Annotated in this window: 19 protein-coding genes; 9 read left to right on the top strand and 10 right to left on the bottom strand. The window is 37.6% G+C overall.

The annotated features are described in order from the left end of the window. Positions 1–64: 64 nt before the first annotated feature. From QZ657_RS09520 to QZ657_RS09550, 7 genes are all read left to right on the top strand, one after another. Entirely contained in the window at positions 65–964 is a 900-nt protein-coding gene (locus QZ657_RS09520; RefSeq protein WP_291966519.1) for a metallophosphoesterase, read from the top strand. Positions 965–1163: 199 nt separating this feature from the next. After that, positions 1164–1859: an aquaporin Z gene (gene aqpZ, locus QZ657_RS09525; protein WP_291966521.1), complete on the top strand. Its 696-nt coding sequence runs from the start codon at positions 1164–1166 to the stop codon at positions 1857–1859. A gap of 95 nt (positions 1860–1954) precedes the next feature. Further along, entirely contained in the window at positions 1955–3271 is a 1317-nt protein-coding gene (locus tag QZ657_RS09530; protein ID WP_291966523.1) for a gluconate:H+ symporter, read from the top strand. Between the two features lie 12 nt (positions 3272–3283). Next, positions 3284–3751, top strand: coding sequence for a RidA family protein (locus QZ657_RS09535; protein WP_291966525.1), 468 nt, complete (start codon positions 3284–3286; stop codon positions 3749–3751). A gap of 5 nt (positions 3752–3756) precedes the next feature. Continuing rightward, complete coding sequence (locus QZ657_RS09540; protein ID WP_291966527.1) at positions 3757–4869, top strand: D-TA family PLP-dependent enzyme; 1113 nt, start codon at positions 3757–3759, stop codon at positions 4867–4869. A 2-nt stretch (positions 4870–4871) separates the two neighbouring features. After that, positions 4872–5936, top strand: a complete 1065-nt coding sequence (locus QZ657_RS09545) for a dipeptidase (RefSeq protein WP_291966529.1) — start codon at positions 4872–4874, stop codon at positions 5934–5936. Positions 5937–6043: 107 nt separating this feature from the next. Then, a complete protein-coding gene (locus tag QZ657_RS09550; protein WP_291966532.1) occupies positions 6044–6697 on the top strand; it encodes a hypothetical protein in 654 nt (217 codons plus the stop codon). A 4-nt stretch (positions 6698–6701) separates the two neighbouring features. Here QZ657_RS09550 and QZ657_RS09555 read toward each other — a convergent pair whose 3' ends face one another. From QZ657_RS09555 to QZ657_RS09565, 3 genes are read right to left on the bottom strand one after another with little or no spacing between them, the layout of a single operon-like run. Beyond that, positions 6702–7079 carry a PH domain-containing protein gene (locus QZ657_RS09555; protein WP_291966533.1) on the bottom strand — a complete coding sequence of 126 codons (378 nt, stop codon included), beginning with the start codon at positions 7077–7079 and terminating at the stop codon, positions 6702–6704. Between the two features lie 20 nt (positions 7080–7099). Next, entirely contained in the window at positions 7100–9277 is a 2178-nt protein-coding gene (locus tag QZ657_RS09560; protein WP_291966534.1) for an acylase, read from the bottom strand. 48 nt (positions 9278–9325) lie between these two features. After that, positions 9326–10369 carry a TPM domain-containing protein gene (locus QZ657_RS09565; RefSeq protein WP_291966536.1) on the bottom strand — a complete coding sequence of 348 codons (1044 nt, stop codon included), beginning with the start codon at positions 10367–10369 and terminating at the stop codon, positions 9326–9328. Positions 10370–10554: 185 nt separating this feature from the next. Between QZ657_RS09565 and QZ657_RS09570 the strand changes: the two genes are divergently transcribed. Then, a complete protein-coding gene (locus tag QZ657_RS09570; RefSeq protein WP_291966538.1) occupies positions 10555–12294 on the top strand; it encodes an ABC transporter ATP-binding protein in 1740 nt (579 codons plus the stop codon). Positions 12295–12426: 132 nt separating this feature from the next. On the opposite strand, the gene QZ657_RS09575 is transcribed toward QZ657_RS09570, so the two are convergent. From QZ657_RS09575 to QZ657_RS09590, 4 genes are all read right to left on the bottom strand, one after another. Beyond that, positions 12427–12759 carry a 2Fe-2S iron-sulfur cluster-binding protein gene (locus tag QZ657_RS09575; protein WP_291966540.1) on the bottom strand — a complete coding sequence of 111 codons (333 nt, stop codon included), beginning with the start codon at positions 12757–12759 and terminating at the stop codon, positions 12427–12429. Positions 12760–13028: 269 nt separating this feature from the next. Beyond that, positions 13029–14087 (bottom strand): NAD(P)/FAD-dependent oxidoreductase, encoded by a 1059-nt coding sequence (locus QZ657_RS09580; protein ID WP_291966542.1) that lies wholly within the window; start codon positions 14085–14087, stop codon positions 13029–13031. A 72-nt stretch (positions 14088–14159) separates the two neighbouring features. Next, positions 14160–14399 (bottom strand): NifU family protein, encoded by a 240-nt coding sequence (locus QZ657_RS09585; protein ID WP_291963709.1) that lies wholly within the window; start codon positions 14397–14399, stop codon positions 14160–14162. Positions 14400–14401: 2 nt separating this feature from the next. After that, the gene (locus QZ657_RS09590) at positions 14402–15544 is read right to left on the bottom strand and encodes an Mrp/NBP35 family ATP-binding protein (protein ID WP_291966544.1); all 1143 of its coding nucleotides are present in this window, start codon (positions 15542–15544) and stop codon (positions 14402–14404) included. A gap of 213 nt (positions 15545–15757) precedes the next feature. Here QZ657_RS09590 and QZ657_RS09595 point away from each other — a divergent pair, with 213 nt between their 5' ends. Further along, positions 15758–17434 carry an amidase gene (locus tag QZ657_RS09595; protein WP_291966546.1) on the top strand — a complete coding sequence of 559 codons (1677 nt, stop codon included), beginning with the start codon at positions 15758–15760 and terminating at the stop codon, positions 17432–17434. Between the two features lie 218 nt (positions 17435–17652). On the opposite strand, the gene QZ657_RS09600 is transcribed toward QZ657_RS09595, so the two are convergent. The 3 genes from QZ657_RS09600 to QZ657_RS09610 form a co-directional block, all read right to left on the bottom strand. Beyond that, a complete protein-coding gene (locus tag QZ657_RS09600; RefSeq protein WP_291963781.1) occupies positions 17653–18318 on the bottom strand; it encodes an ABC transporter ATP-binding protein in 666 nt (221 codons plus the stop codon). Positions 18319–18386: 68 nt separating this feature from the next. After that, positions 18387–20804, bottom strand: a complete 2418-nt coding sequence (locus QZ657_RS09605) for an ABC transporter permease (protein WP_291966548.1) — start codon at positions 20802–20804, stop codon at positions 18387–18389. 44 nt (positions 20805–20848) lie between these two features. Beyond that, positions 20849–23233, bottom strand: coding sequence for an ABC transporter permease (locus QZ657_RS09610; RefSeq protein WP_291966550.1), 2385 nt, complete (start codon positions 23231–23233; stop codon positions 20849–20851). Positions 23234–23391 lie beyond the last annotated feature (158 nt).

Below are 23391 nucleotides of genomic sequence, written 5' to 3' on the forward strand. Positions count from 1 at the left end.
TATTTTTTAGTGCCGTAAGCCGTATGGTTGACTTGATTTTCGGATATTTAGCGAAAAATAACCCATGTCATCGGATAGTAGACTAAATAGAGCTTACAAAAACGCTAAAGTTATTCCGTTCGACGACACTTCTAAGTTTATACTTTTTAGTGATTGCCACAGAGGTGATAACAGTTTTGCCGATGATTTTGCCAACAATAGAAACATCTATTTTCACGCTTTAAAATTCTATCATTCCGAAGGATTTGATTATTGTGAACTAGGTGATGGCGACGAACTTTGGGAAAACATTCACTTCGAATCTATATTTGAGGCCCATAAAAATGTATTCAAGCTTTTAAAGCAATTTCATCTAGAAAAAAGATTGCATATGATTTGGGGAAATCATGACATGGTCTATAAAGATGACGCTTACGTTAAAAAACATTTATCCAGCTACTTTGAGCCTATAGACGATAAAGACAAATCTCTTTTTGAGGGTATTAAATATCATGAAGCACTTATTTTAAAACATAAAGAAACACAACAGGAAATCTTTCTTACACATGGCCACCAAGCAGATTGGTGGAATTACAGGTTTTGGCGAGTAGGTAGGTTTTTAGTGAGAATTCTTTGGAAACCTCTTCAAGTTTGGGGTATTGCGGACCCCACATCTCCTGCCAGAAATTATACCGAACTTATAAAAGTAGAGCGCCGAATAAAAAAGTGGATCCTTAAGAACAACCTTAAAATCACAGTAGTAGGCCATACACATAGACCACGTTTTCCCGAACCTGGCGACATACCTCTCTTTAACGATGGCAGCTGCGTTCACCCAAGAAGTATTACCGGTATTGAAATTGAAAAGGGTAATATCTCTTTGATCAAATGGCAAATAAATACTACCGATGACGGTACCCTACGCGTGGTTAGGATTTTGCTGGAAGGACCTCAAAAACTTAGAGATTATATAGAACGATCATAAACCTTGTACCCAAGTGTTTTCTTATTACTATCTTCCAATGCATGATTTTAAATATTTGTTAATAATTACGTTTAAAACATAAGAATATCTTTATTTAAAATTTAATATTCATTAAAATTCTTAAAATTATATTTAAAATATTGTGACTTATATAAGGTTTTGGTTTCTAAACTAATACAATCAATTAAACCTTATAAAAATGAAAAAATTTATTGCAGAATTTATCGGCACCTTATGGCTTGTATTAGGTGGTTGCGGCAGTGCCGTGCTTGCCGCAGGATTTCCGGAAATGGGTATTGGCTTTGTTGGTGTTTCTTTGGCTTTTGGTTTAACAGTTGTAACCATGGCCTATGCAATTGGGCATATTTCTGGCTGTCATCTTAACCCGGCCGTTACTATTGGGGTTTGGATAGGTGGCCGTTTTGAAGGTAAAGACGTTTTTCCATACATTATTGCCCAAGTAATGGGCGGTATTGCCGGTGCAGCTATTCTATTTTTAATTGCATCTGGGAAATCTGATTTTGTACTAGGTGGCTTTGCTTCCAATGGCTACGGAGAACATTCGCCCGGCGGATATAGCATGACTTCTGCCTTGATCATAGAACTAGTAATGACCTTTATTTTCTTGTTCGTTATTCTAGGTTCTACCTACACAAAAGCACCTAGAGGGTTTGCCGGATTGGCAATTGGGTTATGCCTTACTTTAATTCATTTGATCAGCATACCTGTAACGAACACATCCGTTAATCCTGCCCGTAGTACCGGCCAGGCTCTTTTTGTTGGTGATTGGGCACTTGATCAATTGTGGTTATTTTGGCTGGCACCTATAGTAGGGGCAATTTTAGCCGGCTTGGTCTATAAAGCAATATCTCCAGAAATGACAGATAGATTATAGTATTTTACACAATGGGCTCATCATAATTATATAAAATATGATGAGCTTTTTTTTTATGGTATATTTAAAGAATCAACTAAACAACACTATTAAATATGCCACTACTTATTGTTATTATAGGAATTCTTCTCCTATTTGTTCTCATTGCCAAATTTAAACTTAATGCCTTTATCACGTTTATCATCGTCTCTTTATTCGTTGGTATTGCCGAAGGTATGGAGCCCATTAGTGTTGTCGATTCCATTCAAAAAGGAATCGGTAATATTCTAGGCTTTCTTGTCATCATTCTAGGACTTGGTGCCATGTTGGGCAAGTTGGTTGCAGATAGCGGTGCCGCACAACGTATTACCACCAAATTAGTTGAGAAGTTCGGTAAAAAGAATATTCAATGGGCCGTTGTCTTAACGGGATTTATTGTGGGTATACCCATGTTTTATTCCGTAGGATTTGTAATCCTAGTTCCATTGGTATTCACCATTGCCGCAGCCACCGGCTTACCACTACTTTACGTAGGGTTACCCATGCTGGCATCGCTGTCTGTCACCCATGGATATTTACCTCCGCATCCTGCTCCAACAGCACTGGCATCTATGTTCAATGCTGATATCGGCAAAACACTATTATACGGTATTATAGTTGCCATACCTGCCATTATTGTTGCAGGACCATTACTTTCAAGAACTTTAAATGGCATTAACGCAACCCCACTTAAAGAATTTCTTAACCCTGTAGTTTTAAAGGAAGATGAAATGCCAAGTATGGCAAATAGTATTATCAGTGCACTTTTACCTGTTATATTAATTGCTGTTGCCGCATTGGCCCAACTTTTACTGCCTGCGGATTTCTTTCTTACCAAGGTTTTAGTTTTTATGGGCAACCCTGCCATTGCCATGCTTATTGCAGTTTTGGTTGCCATTTACACTTTAGGTTTAGGTCAGGGAAAAAGTATGAAAGAGGTCATGGATTCTGTTGGTAGTGCCATCACGGGCATAACTATGGTACTACTAATTATTGCTGGCTCTGGCGCACTAAAGCAAGTTTTGATCGATAGCGGTGTAAGTGAATATATTGGTGGAATATTAGAGCAATCTTCCATTTCTCCATTAATTTTAGCTTGGCTGATAGCTACCGTAATTCGCGTTTGCGTTGGTTCTGCCACTGTTGCCGGTTTAACCGCTGCAGGTATTGTACTGCCATTGGTGCAAGGCACCGGTGTTAGCCCAGAATTAATGGTGCTTGCCATTGGATCTGGCAGTTTAATGCTATCTCATGTAAACGATAGCGGGTTTTGGTTATTTAAAGAATACTTTAATCTTTCTGTAAACGATACTTTGAAAAGCTGGACAGTTATGGAAACCACCGTTGGTGTTATGGGCTTAATCGGTGTTTTGGCTATTAACGCCTTCATCTAAAAAAATATAAATATGCAAAAAAAGCCATCTGAAAGAATAAAGGACCTAGGGTTAATTTTACCTCCTGCCCCACCTCCCGCAGGGCTATATAAACCTGTTTTAGTCGTTGACCATTTTTTATATATTTCCGGTCAGGGTCCTATGCAAAATGATGGGTCTTTGATGGTAGGCAGAGCTGGTGATGATATGACGATGGAAGAGGCTAAAGTTGCCGCAAGGCAAGTTGCCTTGACCATGCTTTCTACCATACAAACCCATTTTGGCGATATTGATAAAATCAAAAGAATCGTAAAAACATTGGGGATGGTAAATTCCACTCCAGATTTTGATCAACAACCTTTGGTCATTAATGGTTTCAGCGAACTTATGGCAGATATTTTTGGACCAGATAACGGTGTAGGTGTTCGTAGTGCGGTTGGTATGATTTTACCTGGCGGTATTCCTGTAGAGATAGAGGCACATTTTGAACTACATCATTAAAAGAAATGGAAGACAATAATTGGTATTCATTGACCCATCCGGAAGACGTAATTTCTCCGTCCCTATTGATCTATCCCAATAGAATTCAACATAATATTGAATTAATGATTTCTATGAGGGGCGATGTAAATTTCTTGCGTCCGCATGTTAAAACATACAAAAACGCCAATATCATTGCTATGCAGATGGATGCCGGTATTCAAAAATTTAAATGCGCTACCATTGCAGAAGCCGAATTACTTGGTAATTGCAAGGCCAAGGATGTACTGTTGGCCATGCAACCGATAGGCCCTAATACCAAACGCTTTGTTGAACTAATAAAAGCATACGGCAATACCAAGTTTTCCACTCTTGTTGACAACTCTAAATCTTTGCAACTTTTAGGTGACCTTGCTAAAGCCAACAAAATTAAAATTCCGCTGTGGATAGATATTAATAACGGCATGAACAGAACGGGTATAGCTCCTGATCAAAAGGCATTGGCCCTATATCGAGAGTTAGACGAACATGAGCATTTAATTGCTGAGGGCTTACATGTGTACGATGGTCATTTACGCCATACAGATCCCACTATTCGTGATGCAGAATGCAATACTGCATTTGAACCTGTTATGAGCTTGAAAGCCAACATTGAGAAACTTAACATACCAAGTCCTAAAATAGTGGCCGGTGGCTCACCAACTTTTCCCTATCACTGCAAACGAGATGGCGTGGAGGCCAGCCCGGGAACTACTTTACTTTGGGATGACGGTTATGGAAGTCTCTTTCCAGAGATGCATTTTTTGCCTGCAGCTGTACTTATGACACGTATTCTAAGTAAACCAACTACGGGAATTCTTTGTTTTGACCTTGGTCATAAATCTATTGCCCCTGAAATGCCCTTTCCTAGAATTGAGTTTTTAGACTTAAAACATAGTAAACAAATAAGCCAGTCTGAAGAACATTTGGTAGTAGAGTATGATGATCTTACCATTCCTGAAGTTGGTGATGTCCATTATGCCGTACCAAAGCATATTTGCCCAACCGTGGCAAAATACGATACATTAACCGTGATAGAAAATAATACCGTTGTTGATCATTGGCAGGTAACTGCAAGAACCCAAAAATCTACTATTTAAGCATGTTCATTTTCGATGCCCATTTAGACTTGTCCATGAACGCCATGGAGTGGAACCGTGACCTTACCTGGTCTGTTGAAGATATCAGAAAAGGTGAACAAGGTATGACCGACAAGCCAGATAGAGGTTACAATACAGTATCGTTAGATGCCATGCGAAAAGGCAATATCGGGCTATGCATGGCAACGCAAATTGCCCGTTATGTCCATAAAGACAATACACTACCTGGATGGAAGTCACCTCAACAGGCATGGGCACATACACAAGCACAACTTGCATGGTACAAAAGCATGGAAGATGCTGGTGAAATGGTTCAGATTATAAACAAAACCCAACTTGATGCACACCTAGAACTTTGGAAAACCGATAAAGAAAAGAAACCTATTGGGTATTTATTAAGTTTAGAAGGTGCAGATTCTATCATAGAGGTCTCATACCTACAACGCTCATATGATCAAGGGTTACGTGCCATTGGACCTGCACATTACGGTCCTGGTACATACGCCCATGGCACAAACTTATCCGGTGGTATTGGCGCCAAGGGAAGAGAACTTCTAAAAGAAATAGAACGACTAGGACTTATACTTGACGTGACTCATCTGTGTGATTTAAGCTTTTGGGAAACTATGGTAAACTATGACGGTCCTCTTTGGGCAAGTCATAACAATTGTAGAGCCCTAGTTAATCACCATAGACAGTTTTCAGATGAACAAATCAAGGAAATTATTGCGCGTAAAGGTATTATAGGTGTTGTACTTGATGCTTGGATGATGGTTCCAAATTGGGAAAGAGGGGTTTCTACACCGCAATCTGCCAGCGTAAGTCTACAACAAATACTCGATAATATTGATCATATTTGTCAACTTGCAGGTAATGCCAATCACGTAGGCATCGGTTCTGACCTCGACGGCGGATTTGGAAAAGAACAAGGTCCTGCCGATGTAGATACCATTGCAGATTTGCAAAAATGTGTTCATTTACTGGAAAACAGAGGTTATTCACCTCAAGACATTGAGCAAATAATGAACGGAAATTTTATTTCGTTCTTAAGGGAAAATTTGAAATAGAATAGTTCTTTTATCGAAAAAACACTGCCCAATACTTATTTTAACGAAGCCTTAAGTGCCCATGGCAGGGTATTTGTTATCTTTATTCTATCAATTTTTAAGATTCGATGAGAAACCTTTTTTTTCTTTTTATTGTATTGCTCTCGTTTTCTACGACTAAGGTTTCTGCCCAAACAGATTTACCTACCTCAAAACCTTTGAAAATTGATAAGGTAAACCCCATTAATTCTAGTGGCACCCCAAACAAAGGATCTGTTCTAAATATGCCCAACTTAATTAAAGAACAGCCAAGTGTAGACATGAAAGCCCCAAAGCCTATAAAAATGTTGCGTGACGAAGAACTCGTGCAGGCAGGTGCAGGTATGAAAATTGACCCACGTATTGGACCTGGTGAGCGATTAGGTGGTTCCGGTCAATATTTTGCCGATCAATATTTGGGTGACGTAAAAAGTAGTGGAAAATTTATAGGTATTGTTTGCAGGGACCATGAATATGTAGATGGAGACCGTGTTAAGATTTACATGAACGATATGGTCGTTGAACAAAATCTGCTATTAACCGGAGCGTTTAAAGGAATCAATGTAGACTTGCAAGATGGATTTAACCGCTTGGATTTTGAAGCACTTAACCATGGATCCTCTGCCCCAAATACTGCTCAAGTAGATGTGTATAACGATAAAGGGGAACTGATCTACTCCAATAAATGGTTGTTGTCCGCAGGGTCCAAGGCTACTTTGATCGTTACCAAAGAAGCTATGTAAACAATTACATTACTTTGCTTGCCAAGTACCGCTGTACTTCATAAACATCTATACTCTTATTGAACTTTTTGCTTACACTTGGTACGTTTTCACTAGATATCCAGATTTTTAATTCAGCATCTAAATCAAAAGTACCCGAAGTTTCAAGAGAAAACCTTGAGATATTTTTATAAGGGAGCGATTTGTATTCAATTTTACTTCCCGTAACACCTTGTATATCTATTAAAATCAAACGCTTGTTAGTAAACATAAAAACATCGCGCAACAAAGAAAATCCTAACTCAATTTCCTCTCCATCTATCAATAAACGACCATATTTTTTTAATAGCTGTTCTACAGACACCTCACTGGCATTACCTAATATTTTATTCAAAAAACCCATAATCTAACTTCTTTATCAATTTATCTATTTCCAGGGTTATATGTTTCTTCTGCTCTTTTTAAAACATCTTTCTTATAAAAAGGTACTTCTTTCCAATTTACATTTTTATACTTAATAATTTGATCATCAAAATGAAGTGAGGCAGGGTCTCCACTTTGTCCACCGGCCAAAATACTTTTGGCTTTTACGGTATCACCAAATTCTACGACGGCAACAAAACTATTTCCTCTAGTACCGTAAATTTTCTTTGCTCCATCAGTGGTGTAACGTGCACCATAGGCAGCTAAAGCACCCCATCTACCAGAAGCGAAACCAATAGGTATACTAGGTTTGGAATCATCAAAATCTTGTTTTATCTCTCCTGTTATTCGCTGATATCTATTGACTTCTCCCCAAGGTATTTTCCAAGTCACAAAATCAGCTGTTAATTGATCAATTACTTCTTCGAATATTTCTAAAGATTCTTCTGTATGCGTACCTAAATAGGTTATGCGTTCCATATCACTCATATTACCCGGATGCTTGGCTTTTTTACCCATTGCGGTACCATAAAAATGAGCCAATGTCATGGCTACCTCATCTTCACCTGTTGTAAAATCCCATTCTTCAAGAATTTTAATTGGCTCTCTTAACTTAGGATTTTGTTCTTCATTGGTGTAATATGCTTTTACCAACCCAGGTATCAAGGCTTTAAAAGCCGGCAAGTATGGGTCATGCGCTAAGCGGATAAGACTATCAATAGTGTACCTTTTTCTGTCTTTCAATAATTCTATGGCATGAACGCCTCTAAAGTTCTCTTGATCTCTAGACATGTAATTTGGGTAGTCTTCTTTCTTTGGACTAAATTCTAGAGCTGATGTAAACGGAGTAGAATTACAATTCTGGATCCATCCGTTTTCCGGGTTTACTACTAAAATATTTTCATCTACCGTATGCAAACCTTGCCAATCCGTTTTAGGGTTGCTACCATCTACTGGTTTTGTATAATTAAATTGAACATCTCTTTTTGGAACGTAATTACCATGAAAATAAGCGATGTTTCCTTCCGCATCTGCATACACGGTATTGTTACTTGAATTGGTACGGATATCCATCATTTCACGAAAACCTTTATACCCGTTTTGTTTTGTGCGGATGAATGATTGCTCTAACGCCTTTACCGGCTCCCACATCATAGCAGATGCTGTCCATTGGCCATCGGTAACGTGAGTAATTGGTCCGTGGTGAGTTCTATATGCCGGATACTTTTTCTCTTTTAACTTTTTACCGTCAAGATATTTCAACACTATCTCAGATGATTGTACCGGTCGCAATTCTTCTCCGTATTTATAAAATAAATCATCATCGTTCTTAACTATTGTCTCCTTAAATTCATCCATAACATCGGTATAAGTAGATGTATGCATCCATCCGGTTTTTTCATTAAATCCTTGATACACAAAAAACTGACCCCAAGTTACCGCACCATAGGCATTTAATCCTTCTTCGGAAACTACATGAACTTCTCCCCTAAAATAAAACGAGGTATGCGGATTGATCAATAACAGCGGATTACCGGACTGTGTCAATTTACCTGAAATAGCAATACCGTTAGAACCTTGTGGCTCCTCGGCTTCTTTTTCCTTTTCTAATTGCAACAAATCCATTTCTGGTAATGCCATATCACTTTCATAGAAGGCAGCAATCTTCTTTGTTGAAATTCGCTCAATATCCCCACCAATGGATCCTTCACTAAAATACATGGGCATCCATGGCTCAAAATGCGTCAACAATCTAGGTTTTACTTCTGGGTGCGTATGTAGATAGTAATTAATTCCGTCAGCAAAGGCATTACACAACTCTTTTAACCAAGCGGGACTGTTTTCGTAATTCGCTTTAGCCTCTTCTTCTGTCATGAACAGTTTTGCACGTAAATCGCTATACAACGCCTCTTCGCCATCTACTTCTGCCAACCTACCTGTTGCCCAAATATAGTTTTGCTCTACGCGATTAAAATCATCTTCGCATTGGGCGTACAATAACCCGAAAACTGCATCGGCATCTGTCTTACCATAAATATGGGGTACTCCAAAGTCATCTCTTATTATTTCAACATTCGCAGCTTGGGCTTCCCATTTTTCAACTTCAGGACTTTTTGGTTTTTCTGTCTTACATGACAAAACCAATACAAATGTCAACAAGTAAATTATTCTGTTCATGGATGCTATTTATTTTGAATATTTGAGATACATAAAAGTACTTGAATTTTACCAACTTCCGCTTGCTCCACCACCACCTGAACTGCCGCCACCGCCAGAAAATGAACTTCCACTACTTGATGAGCTACCGCCCGAACCAAAAGAGTGGGAACCTGATGAAGAAAATGTTTTTCTATAATATGTTTTATCGTTCTTTAGCCACGAAATATTGAAATCTTCGTTATCGGATAGTTTAAGTTTAATAAGTGCGATTATAGCAGCTATTCCAAAAAACGGGAGTAATAACCACAACAGAATTTTAGGATGATCAAAAATTCGCATGGCAAGGTCTTGGTCTGTGGTATAGATACTATACCCCACAAAAAGAGGCACCACCATAAATACCATACCAAAAATAGTAGAAATAGAACCTCCTAAAAGCATAAAAACACCAGGTAATACACCTAATTTACCCATAAATATTCCTCTAAAAACCTCTATAATATTTCCATAGCTTTTAAGAAAGAAAAAACCACCTACCCCAATAAATATTGATAGAAATACACCAAGAAAAATGTACATATAAAGCCTTTCCTTACGTTTTTTATCTTCAATTTCTTGTTTAAACTCATCCAAGGCTTCTGGGTTATTGAGAAACGCTATAAGCTGATCAGTAGCCTCATCAAAACCATCAAAATAAACCTCCTCCTTAAATTTGGGAATCATCGTATTTCTAATAATTCTTGAAGCAACGGCATCTGTAATGTACGGTTCCAACCCATAACCTACCTCTATCCTTACTTCTCGGTCCAATTCTGAAAACAGAATCAGTAGTCCGTTATCCTTTCCTTCTTGACCAATTTTATTTTGATTGAACAGTCCGTTCGCATAAGACTCAATGGTATCAAAACCCAACTCTTCTATCGTGACTATTACTAGTTGATTGGTAGTATTCTCCTCAAACGCTACCAAACGCTGATTTAAATCTGCTGTTTGACTTGCTGTGAAAATGCCTGCACTATCGGTTACGAAATCACGCAATTCATAGTATTGCTGTTGTGCATTCGTATAAAAAGTAACTAATAAAAAAAGAAAAATGGTTTTTTTAAGCATCGGGCGGTAATCAGGATACTCAAATATAAAAACCTTTATCCATACTCTTAGCCAATATCAAAACCTATTCTAGATTCGGTAAAACTTTAGAATTGAAGTAACTTGCAACTCATTGCCGATCGGTCTCGACTGCGCTCGAACGGACAATGGAATAATTAAACAGTAATTAGTTAGAGCAAACACCTATGGCAGAAAAAAAAGTAAGCATACTAACCGCTTTTAAAACAATTATATGGCCACGCAGAAAACTGGTTTTGTTGGGTTTATTGCTTATCGTAATCAGTAAAGCTGCTAGTTTTGTGGCACCGGTTTCTTTACGATACTTTTTAGATGATATCATCCCTAATAAAAACTATGACCTATTAAAAATATTGGTTGCCGTTGTTATTTTTGCATTTTTGGTACAAGCGGTCATGTCTTTCCTACTTACTAAAGTGCTTAGCATTCAGGCACAATACATGATTTCCGAACTTCGTGCACAGGTACAAAAACAAGTACTTTCATTACCTATTCGATTTTTTGACAACACCAAATCCGGCTCATTAGTTTCTAGAATCATGAGCGATGTGGAAGGGGTTAGAAATTTAATTGGCACCGGACTTGTACAACTTGTTGGTGGTACCATTACCGCTGTGGTGTCTCTTGTATTGTTATTGAGAATTAGCCCAATAATGACCTTATTGACTTTTGTACCTCTAATACTATTTGCATTCATTGCTCTAAAGGCATTTAAGATTATAAGACCTGTTTTTAGGGAGCGTGGTAAAATTAATGCAGAAGTAAAAGGAAGACTAACGGAAACCCTTGGTGGAATTCGCGTTATTAAAGGCTTTAACGCAGAGGTGCAAGAAAGTAAGGTTTTTGAAGAAGGGGTCGACAAGTTATACCAAAATGTAAAAAAGAGCTTAACGGCTACCGCTTTTATGACCAGTGCTTCTACCTTTTTATTGGGATTGGCCACTACAGGGATTATGATGGGGTATGGTGGATACCAAATGATGCAGGGCGATTTGACTACGGGCGAGTATTTTGAGTTTACTTTTCTTCTTGCCCTAATGGTAGCGCCCATTGTACAAATGAGCAATATTGGAAGCCAGCTGACCGAAGCTTTGGCCGGTTTAGATCGTACCGAAGAATTGATGAACAAGGTTTCAGAGTCTGACGAAAAAGACCGAACTATTGTGCTTTCCCAATTAAAAGGAGATATGACCTTTAAGGACGTAAGCTTTGCGTACGAGGAAGATAAAGATGTCTTGCACAACATTAGCTTTGAAGCTAAATCTGGTGATGTTATTGCCCTTGTAGGTAGTTCTGGATCCGGGAAGTCTACCATTGCAGGTTTAGCGGCTAGTTTTTTAAATCCGGATTCAGGAGTGATCACCATAGATGGCACGGACCTTTCAAAAGTTGACCTAACCAGTTTTAGACAATTTTTAGGCGTGGTTTTACAGGATGATTTTCTATTTGAAGGCACTATTAGAGAGAATATTCTTTTCCCTAGACCAAATGCTTCTGAAGAGGAATTACAAGCAGCGATCAAAGCAGCCTATGTAGATGAATTTACAGATAGATTTGAAGACGGATTGAATACCGTTATAGGGGAACGTGGCGTAAAATTATCTGGTGGTCAACGCCAGCGTATTGCCATTGCCAGAGCTGTGTTGGCAAATCCAAGAATCTTGATTTTAGATGAAGCTACCTCTAACCTCGATACGGAAAGCGAAGCTTTAATTCAAAAGAGCTTGGCCGAACTAACAAAAGGAAGAACCACATTTGTCATTGCGCACCGTTTAAGCACTATCAGAAAAGCAAATCAGATTTTAGTGATTGAAAACGGACGTATTGCTGAGCAGGGAACCCATGAAGAACTGATTGCCAAAGAAGGCAGATACCATAATCTGTTTACGTATCAGGCTAGGATATAAGTTGGTTGTTGGTTGTTGGTTGTTGGAAAATTAAAATAACAGTTATTTTTGCGCAGTGCAAAAACTTAGGAACACGAATTCAGCAGATTGCTTCGTCAATCTCGATTACATCTCGTTTTCTCGGAATGAGATTTATAGATCTTCTGGAGCCAACTCTACTTTGAGTCCGTCCATGTCCTCAGAGATATGCAATTGACAGCCTAAACGTGAATTATCCTTAACATTAAAAGCCTCGGACAGCATAGCTTCTTCGTCATCGCTCATTTCCGGCAATTCGTGGTCAGATTCCACATAACACTGACAAGATGCACACATTGCCATACCTCCACAAATACCTATGGTTCCTTCTGGCGCCAGTTCATACGAACGTACGACTTCCATAAGGTTCATGTTCATGTCTGTTGGGGCATCAACTTCATGAGATACTCCGTCACGGTCTATTATTGTAATTTTTATATCGGTCATTAATAGGATTTAGTAGTTAGGGTTTAGTGATCTAGTTTACTTTATACACTGAATTAGTACGTAAAGTATTCTAGAAATTTCATTTGACTTTTCAATTAACTCAACTGTTTTTCTAATAACAAATTGACGCTTCAAGTTTAAAGATTTTTTAGAAACTAAAACTCCTAAATCTTGTGATTTTTACCACACCTTCAAATCTTCAAAACGCTGTATTGTAATTTCACAAAATAACTATTTCACTATTTCACTAATGAACTAATTCACTTACTTTATTCAATTTTCTTCACCACCGCTTTAGGCGCTTCTTTTTTTGTTCCATCAAATCCGCTTACTCCACCTACGGTAGTGTATTTCATTACATACTTCTTATCTGGATGGATTTTTTGAAAGGCGCTTTGGCACATTAGCGTTGCCTCGTGAAAACCACATAAAATCAGTTTTAGTTTACCAGGATAGGTATTGACATCTCCAATGGCGTATATACCGGGAATATTGGTTTGGTAATCAAAGGTATCCACCTTTATTGCATTTTTTTCAATCTCCAATCCCCAATCTCCAATAGGTCCTAATTTGGGTGATAGCCCGAACAAAGGAATAAAATCATCGACCTCCAAAACAAGCTCTTCCTTAGCATCGGATATTTTTCTGATTAGAACAGATTGTAGTTCATCATCCCCATTTAAGGCAATAATTTCAGCGGGAGTAATCAGATTAAGCTTGCCTTGATTCTTCAGTTCCTGAACCTTTTCTACAGAATCCAAAGCGCCCCTAAACTCATTTCTTCTGTGCACCAATGTCACCTGAGCAGCTACATCTGCTAAAAATATACTCCAGTCCAATGCTGAGTCTCCACCACCTGCAATAACCACTTTCTTATCACGATACACTTCTGGATCTTTAATCATGTAAGCAACACCGTTATCTTCAAATTTTGCTAAATTATCCAACAAAGGTTTTCTAGGTTCAAAACTTCCTAACCCACCTGCAATAGCAATAACCGGGGCATTATGCTTTGTTCCCTTATTGGTAGTGACCACAAAACTACCATCTTCTAACTTTTCAATAGTTTCGGCACGTTCGCCCAAAGTAAAACCAGGTTGAAAAGATTTAATCTGCTCCATTAGATTATCCACCAAATCGCCCGCCAAAACTTCTGGAAAGCCCGGAATATCATAAATGGGTTTTTTTGGATAAATCTCTGCACACTGACCACCAGCCTGTGGCAAGGCATCTATTAAATGACATTTAAGTTTTAGGAGTCCGGCTTCAAAAACGGCAAAAAGACCCGTAGGTCCCGCACCAATTATTAATATATCGGTCTTAATCATTACTGAGATGGTTTGTAATATTTCTCAAAATTATCATTCTATTGTTTTAAATATCATGACAATTATCAAGATCTAAGCTTCTACATTAATTACATTTTGAATTTGTGGTGCGTATTTCTTAATGGTCATCTCCACACCGCTCTTTAAGGTCATTTGATTGACACTGCAACCAACACAAGCACCTTCTAAACGCACTGTAACCGTTTCTTCTTCAATAGAAATAAGACTAATGTCTCCACCATCGCTCTGTAAGAAAGGTCTAATTTCTTCCAATGCTTTTTCCACATTCACTTTTAGCTCTGTTGCAGTCATATCTATTTTTTATTAACCGGCGAACAACCCGCCATTGTAGTAATTTTTATTGCTTCTGTAGGTGGCATAGTCTTGTTTCTAGCAACCACCTCACTAACCACCTGCTTTGTCAATTCTTCAAATGCTTTTTCTACAGCTGTCGCGGTTTGCAAAGCCGCAGGCCTACCAACATCACCAGCTTCGCGTATGCTCTGCACCAATGGCATTTCACCTAAAAAAGGTACATTTAAATCTTCTGCCAGGTTCTTAGCGCCTTCTTTACCAAAAATATAATATTTGTTTTCTGGCAACTCTGCAGGTGTAAAATATGCCATATTCTCCACGATTCCTAAAACAGGAACATTTATAGAATCTTGCTGAAACATGGCTACACCTTTTCTAGCATCTGCCAAGGCAACCTCTTGTGGTGTACTTACTACAACAGCGCCTGTAACCGGCAAAGATTGCATGATACTTAAATGAATATCACCAGTACCCGGTGGTAAATCGATCAGCATAAAATCCAACTCGCCCCAATGTGCATCAAAAATCATTTGGTTCAATGCTTTTGACGCCATAGGCCCTCTCCATATAACCGCTTGGTCACGTTGGGTAAAAAACCCAATGGACAATAATTTTACTCCGTAATTCTCTACCGGCTTCATTTTAGATTTACCCTCTACGTTTACCGCCAATGGTTTCTCATTGGCAACGTCGAACATAATAGGCATTGAAGGACCATATATATCAGCATCTAAAAGACCTACTTTAAAGCCCATTTTTGCCAAGGTAACCGCAAGGTTGGCCGTTACCGTAGATTTACCCACACCTCCTTTACCAGAGGCTACAGCGATAATATTATTAATACCAGGTATAGGCTTGCCTTTAATTTCGTTCACCTTTGGTTTTGCCGCAGGTGCTTCTACCTTAATATTGATCTTAATCTTAGCTTTTTCATACACCTCTCTATGGATGACTTTTAAAATCTCCACTTCGGTCTTTTTGCGTGCTTGTAAACTTGGGTTGGAAATGGTAATATCTACCTCTACCTCATCACCAAAAATTTGAATATTGGTTACCGCACCACTTTCTACCATGTTTTTGCCTTCCCCGGGAACCGTAATATGCTCCAAAGCCTTTAAAACATCCTTCTTATCTATCTTCATTGTATAAATTCATTCAAAACCTGCCCATTGACAAGTAGTTTACAAAGATAATCCTTAGTTATCAGATTAGGAAGCTAGCGTATTGAAAATGAAGATGCCATTATAAACAGATCCTCTTATTCATAGATATTCAATTCACATTTTTTTATGATTAGGCAATTCACATAAATTTTTCAAAAGACGTACATTAGAATCTTCTTAAAACTTTACAACATGTACCAACCTACCAAAAAAACTCTCCTACTTTCATTTCATAGTCTACTTTTTTGCCTTTTCATTACTTCATGCTCCAGTTCTCATACTGATTTTACAAAAAAAGATGTAAAGCGCTCTCAAAAACTAATCGGGCTTGATTTTGACAAGAAATATATAGACACCTTATATCCCTATTTACAGCGAAATAAAAAAGGATTTGATTCCCTTAGAAAATACACTCTGGATTACGATGTGGTACCTGCGGTTAGATTTGACCCATTACCAATGAATTTTACGCCAAAACCACAATCTGGGTTTCCAGAATGGGAAATTCCGAATAACATTGACATACCAGAAAATAAAGCTGATCTAGCTTTTTATTCGATACCTCAACTAGCATCCCTAATTAAAAACAAAAAAATTAGCTCGCTAGAATTGACCCAATTTTTTATTGAACGCTTAAAAAAATATAACGACATCTTGCAGTGTACCATAACCATAACCGAAGAGATGGCACTGGAACAAGCTAAAACCATGGATGCCGAACTTGCTAACGGAAAATATCGTGGAATTCTTCATGGTATACCTTATGGTGTAAAAGATTTAATGGCAGTAGAAGGGTACAAAACTACGTGGGGCGCAGCACCTTACCGCGACCAACAAATTGATATGACCGCCACGGTGGTGCAAAAGTTACAGGATGCAGGTGGCATTTTAGTAGCCAAGTTAGTTTCTGGTTCATTGGCACGTGGTGATGTTTGGTTCGACGGAAAAACAAAAAATCCTTGGGATACGACACAAGGAGCATCAGGTTCTTCCGCGGGCTCAGGATCGGCAACCTCAGCGGGACTAGTACCTTATTCTTTAGGAACTGAAACCCTTGGCTCTATATTATCACCAAGTACCAGAAACGGAATTACCGGTTTACGCCCTACTTACGGTAGAGTAAGCAGACATGGTGTAATGAGTTTAAGCTGGTCTATGGACAAGGTTGGCCCTATGACTAGAAGTGCTGAGGACTGCGCTATTGTTTACAGCGTAATTACAGGCAAGGACCCTAAAGATGGTATGACAACGGATTTCCCTGATGGATTTGAACCCAACAAAGACTACAAGTCTCTTAAAGTTGCCTATTTAAAAAATGACATTGAAAAAGACTCTTCACTTAGCAAAGAAAATTTAGATAATGCCGTGAAGAAATTTGAAGATATGGGCATTTCCTTACACGCTGTAAAACTACCTAAAGATGTGCCCTACAATAGTTTTGATATCATTTTAAGAGCAGAAGCGGGTGCATTTTTCGATGATATGGTCAGAGCTGAAAAAGTGGATAAAATGGTAGAACAACACCAACGTTCTAGAGCAAATTCATTACGCCAGGCACGCTTTATACCCGCAGTGGAATATATACAAGCCAACAGACAAAGACAGGTACTTATTGAAAAAATGCAGGCCGTTATGAAAGATTATGATGTACTTATTTCACCAAGTTCCGGCAACAGACTTTCAATTATTACAAACCTTACCGGTCATCCGGCAATTTCCATTCCTACTGGGTTAGATGAAAAAAGGCACCCTACCAGTATCACGCTAATTAGCAACTTGTATGACGAAGCCAGTATTCTTTTATTAGCAAAAGCATTTCAAGACCAAACGGATTTTGATGAAATGCATCCTGAAGGATATACGGATTAGTGGTTCGTTGGTTGTTGGTTGTTGGTTGTTGGTTGTTGGTTGTTAGAAAACTATCATTTTCAATTAAGTCGACAACTATTCGTTTTCAAAAGGTTCTCGATACACCCCTTTTTCAATGAAAAATTGAATATGGGGCACTCGAACCGACATTCGCAAATTACATTATAACTTAACGTTTCTCGACTGCGCTTGAAATGTCTTTTTATATATTTCAAAAACTAAATCTGTCTGCCGTCTAAAAGATTGATAATTCTTGAACCATACTCGGCATTCTTTTCCGAGTGCGTTACTTGAATAATGGTGACGCCTTCTTCTTCATTAAGCTTCTTAAAAAGCTGCATAATTTCTTCGCTTTGTTGAGAGTTTAGGTTGCCTGTTGGCTCATCTGCCAGTATCAATTTAGGGTTTGCTATTAATGCTCTAGCCACACCAACCAATTGTTGCTGACCACCACTTAACTGTGTTGGGAACAAATCTTTTTTACCTACAATATTGAATCTATCCAACATATCTGCTACCAGTGCCTTTCTTTCAGAGCCCTTTATTTTCTTATACAATAAGGGCATTTCTAAATTTTCCTGTACCGTAAGATCATCTAACAAATGGTATGACTGAAACACAAAACCTATATATTCTTTATACAGATTAGAACGGTATTTTTCTTTTAAGGTATGTACAGATTCGTTCAAGAAATCATACTCTCCTTCATCAAACGTATCTAGCATACCTATAACATTCAATAATGTAGATTTCCCTGAACCGGACGGACCCATAATTGAAATGAATTCGCCTTCCTGTACTTCTAAATTAATATCCTTTAGCAAAAACACGCGTTGACCGCCTTGCTGTACCCATTTGAAAATATTTCTTAATTGTAATAACATCTTTCTTGTAGTGAATTAGTTGATTAGTGAAATAGTAAGTTAGTGGTTGATGGTTAAAATCATAATTATTATTCTGTTCTTAAGCTTTTAACAGGGTTTGCCGCCGCTGCTTTCATGGTTCTAGCTCCTACAGTCAACAATGCAATTAAAGCTGCCAATAGACCTGCACCTATAAAAAACCAAATACTTAATGGCACTCTAAAGGCATAGTCTTGCAACCATTTATCTAAGGCAAAATATGCTATTGGAGCTCCTATGATGAACGCTATGCCAACCAACTTTAAAAAGTCTTTGGTCAGTAATATAGTTATAGACCCTGTACTTGCACCAATTACTTTTCTTACTCCTATTTCTTTTGTTCTTTGGGCAACTACTAATAATGACATCGCAAACAAACCGATACAACTTAATACAATACCTAAAACAGAACCAGCAGTAATAATTGTTGCCATAGATTTCTCTCGTTTAAAAGTTCTATCAATATTTTCATCTAAAAACGAACCTAAGAACTCTGCATTGGGTTCTACTTTTTGCCAAGCATTCTTAATGGCGTCAAAAGAATTAGCCATATCTGTAGGCGCCACTTTTACGTAAGCATAATACAAATCAAATTTCTTATCAAGAAAAAAGGTAAGGGGCTCTATGCTTTTACTGATATTTTGATGGTTATAATCTTTTAACACTCCTATGACATTATACGCTACAGAATCTTCATCAAAATATATTCTTGTTGCCAACGGATTATCTTCTTCGTTCAGCTCTTTTACCATAGCCTCATTGATGACCATGCTTAAACTATCTGCACTGTATTCTCTACTAAACATGCGCCCTTCTAATAATTGAATATCCAAAGTTTTAGCATAATCATAATCTACATTTAGTACATTACTATTTACTACCCGACCTTTATATTCAAACCCGAATTTACTGATGGACATGCTGCCGTCTTTTCCACGCCCTAGGTTATTGTCCGACCCGGTTACACTTAAAATATTTCTATTTCCACTAAGTTCATTTCGCAACAACTCTACCACTCGGTAACTATCTTTTTTTCCGTTCAACGGTATGGACACTACCTGTTCTTTATTAAAACCAAGATTTTTGCTTCTCATAAACTCTAACTGTCCTTGAAAAACCAAAGTACCGGTTATCAAAACAATAGCAATTACGAACTGTACGACGATCAACGCATTTCTTACTCCGTTTTTGCCCAGTTCCCATTTACCTTTCAAAGCCTTTAAAGTATTTAGTTTACTTAAAAGCAGTGCTGGGTATCCGCCTGTAATCAAGGTCACCAATAATATGCCTAACAATAAGCTGCCAAGAATTGTTGACGTCATTAAATTAGCAAAAGTCGCATCTGTATTAAAGAGCGTTTTATACGAATCAATTAATAAATTAGAAAGAACTAATGCAAACACAATGGATATGGTAAATACCATTAGACTCTCTAACCAAAACTGTCCAAATAATTGCCCTTTTACTGCCCCAAGGGTTTTTCTCATACCTATTTCCTTTAAGCGTTTTTCACCCAAGGCAATGTTCATGTTCACAAAATTGGCACAGGCAATAAAAATGATTAAAAAGGCTATGCCTAAAATCATATAAGGAAATGTTCTCTTTATTTGAAGTACACCCGTATTAAAATTTGCAAAGCGTTTGTCCGTAAATGGCAATAAGTTGAGCTGACTGTAATTTCCGTTTGCATCTGGCTGTGCACCATCACGCTTCATATTATCCATTTGCTCTCCTTTATGCAAAAGCGTAAACTCTATGGTGCTTTCTTCAAACTGAGATTTAGAAACTCCGTCTTCTAACTGAAGATATACTGGGTGATTTTGTGAATCCCAAACATCAACATATTCCGGATAATCCCAATGGCTTTGAAATGGAATAGCAATATCAAAACTTACACTGCTATTTTCTGGTATGTTTTTTAGAATACTAGTAACCGTAAAGGGTTTTTCTTCTTTACCTATAAGAATTCTTACTGTTTTCCCAACACCATCCGTAGAACCAAAAAGCTTTTCAGATGCCTTTTCGGTAATGGTCACCGAGTTTTGGTCGGGCATTGGTTTATTGGTATCCCCCATAAGTGTAGGAAAATTAAAAATGGAAAAATAGTCTACATCTACAAACTCTGCATCTAAATTAAAATCGTTATCTCCATATGACACTAGTGCGTTTTCACTTAATGCCCTTGCAATATGTTTTACGCCCGGAACCTCTTCTTTCAAAGCCGGAGCAAATGGTACAGGATTAGCTGTAGAAATATCTGAACCTTTTGGTGTTTGATTTGAATAATAAACCTGAAAAATAGCATCTTTATTTTCATGAAACCTATCATAAGACAATTCAAACAAAGCGGTCATAGCCAACAATAATGCTACAGCAAATGCCAAGGTCAACCCCACAATATTTGCAGCAGTAAACACTTTGTTCTTTATTAAATTTCGCCAAGCTACTTTTAAATAATTCTTAAACATAATCGTTCGTTTTTTGATTGATTGATTGATTGATGAATTTTACACTACTCTGTTCTTAGACTTTTTACCGGATTTGCTTTTGCTGCTTTAATAGCTTGAATACCTAAAGTAAATGCCGTTATACAAAATGCAATACAACCGGATAAGGCAAACATCCAAAATTGTATTGAAATACTATAGGCAAAACCGCCCAGCCACGCCCTCATCATATACCAAGCTACCGGGAATGCAATTATAGCCCCAATGCCTACCAAAATCATATAATCTTTTGAAAGCAACACTACTATTTTTAATACACTGGCACCTAAAACTTTACGGACACCAATTTCTTTTACTCTCCTTTTTGCCATAAAAGATATTAGACCGAACATACCTAAACATGATATGAATATAGTTAGTAATGCTACAACGTTTACCGTTTTCAGCATACCGTCCATTAAACGATATTGTCCACTAACTTTTTCGCTAAGATCACTTTGAGAATAATTTTTTCTAGAATCTATTTTGGAGAATGCGGAAGCTATCATATCCTTGACCTCTTTTTCCTTACCGTGTACCGCCCTAACAGTTAAATAACGATGTTTATCCAAATCATCTTCACTTCTATAATAATGCACCAAGGGCTCAACAGCATTCTGCAAATCTTGATAATGAAAATCTTCCATAACTCCAACCACAGGATTACCGATAAAATCGTCGTTTTTAAATTTTAATCGCTTACCCTCTATTGTGGTCCAGCCAAAAGCGGCCATGGCAGTTCTGTTAATTATTACAGGTCTTTCCTCTACACCATCCATTTCTTTACTGAAATTTCTACCTTTTACAATTGGAATTTTTAATGTACTGACATAACCCGCATCAGTAAATGAACGACGCAGACGCACATCTCTATCCGTATTTGCATCATAAAACCTGGTATAATTAAAGTAGTAATCTGATGGTATAGCCTGACTTGTAGCTACATTTGTCACATACGGATTTGCCTCTAGATCATTTAAAAGTGCTTTAAAACTTGAGGTGGCAGCGTCCATATCTTTATAATCAAGATCAATATTGCCCACTATTACGTGTTCTCTTTCAAAACCTAAATCAGCCTTTTTCATAAAACTGATCTGACTGTTCAGTATAACGGCAACACAAATAAATAGAATGGCTATGGAAAACTGAATAATTATAAATGTATTTCGCAATATAAAACTGCCTTTTGCGCTATCTATTTTTCCTTTAATGCCTTGAGAAACTGGTAAAGAAATAAATCTTAATGTTGGCAAAACACCAACTATCAACGTCACTAAAACACCTAATAAAATAGCACCTATTACTACTGGATAATCATTTGCCAGACTAAAATTTATCTCACCAAATTCAGCACCAAAAATATCGTTCAATTTTGGCAATAAAAAGCCAAAGAAAAGTCCGCCGGAAATCAATATAGAGAGTAACACCAAAATTCCGTTTTCCAGGCAAAACTGGGTAATTACTCCCTTTTTTCCACCACCTAAAATTTTACGTACAGCAATATCTTTTGTTCTACGGTACATGGTAGAGGTATTTAAATTTAAAAGATTCACAAGTACAAGAAGCAGTACAAAAATTGATGTAGCAATATTACCCGCTATAATTATTTCTACTACGGGTATAGAATCAATACGCACATTTTTATGTGGTATCACTTCCATTTTTGAAATAACCGTTGGGTCTTCATAATTCGCCTTTACCAATTGACCTACCCGCTTCTCAAATTCTGGAATATTCGCATCTGGGCGAAGTTTCATAAATACTGGCGAAAAACTGTTATCCCAATTGTTTTGATTTTTAAAACCTACATTGTCTTTTAAAATGGTATTCGGCATTAAAACATCTAAACGAAATGAAGAATAAGGACTTATGGGCTCTAATACACCAGTTACAGTAAGATTTAAGGTGTCTGCCGCAATTAAACTTTTCCCTACAGGATTCTCTTCCCCAAACAATTGCTTACTTACCTTGTCGGTCAAAACAATAGAATACTTTTCATTTAGGGCAGAATTATGATTACCATACTTTAATGGCAGGGCAAAAACATTAAAAAATTCAGGATCGGCATAGGTAGTTGTTTTTTGAAACTCATTATCCCCTACCTCTAACCAAATATTGCCCCAACCGTGTAAATGCGTTCCGGCAACTACTTCTGGGGAAGTGCTTTTTATTTTATCCAATAACGGATATACCGCTTCATTATAATCATTGCCGTCTGCCAAATGTGTCTTTAGATAATAAATTTGATCCTGATCCGGTATCATATTATCCGCCACGTAATAAGCGTACACCGAAAACATTAGTGTGAACACACCACCAATACCTATACTTAACCCTAAAAGATTTAATGAGGAAAGCAATCTATTTTTCCAGAGACTCCGAAAAGATAGTTTTAGATGGTTTTTTAACATGATTATTCGTTTTTTGATTGATGACGTAAAACATAAGACTAATTCCGTGCCAACATAGCAATCATTTTAATATCAATACATTACGATAAAAACTAAAATTACAGTGTAAAATATTTTGACAAAAGATGTACAATATATTTACAATGACTGCTTAAAAA

The organism is Maribacter sp., assembly GCA_020629415.1.
Taxonomy (GTDB): domain Bacteria; phylum Bacteroidota; class Bacteroidia; order Flavobacteriales; family Flavobacteriaceae; genus Maribacter; species Maribacter huludaoensis.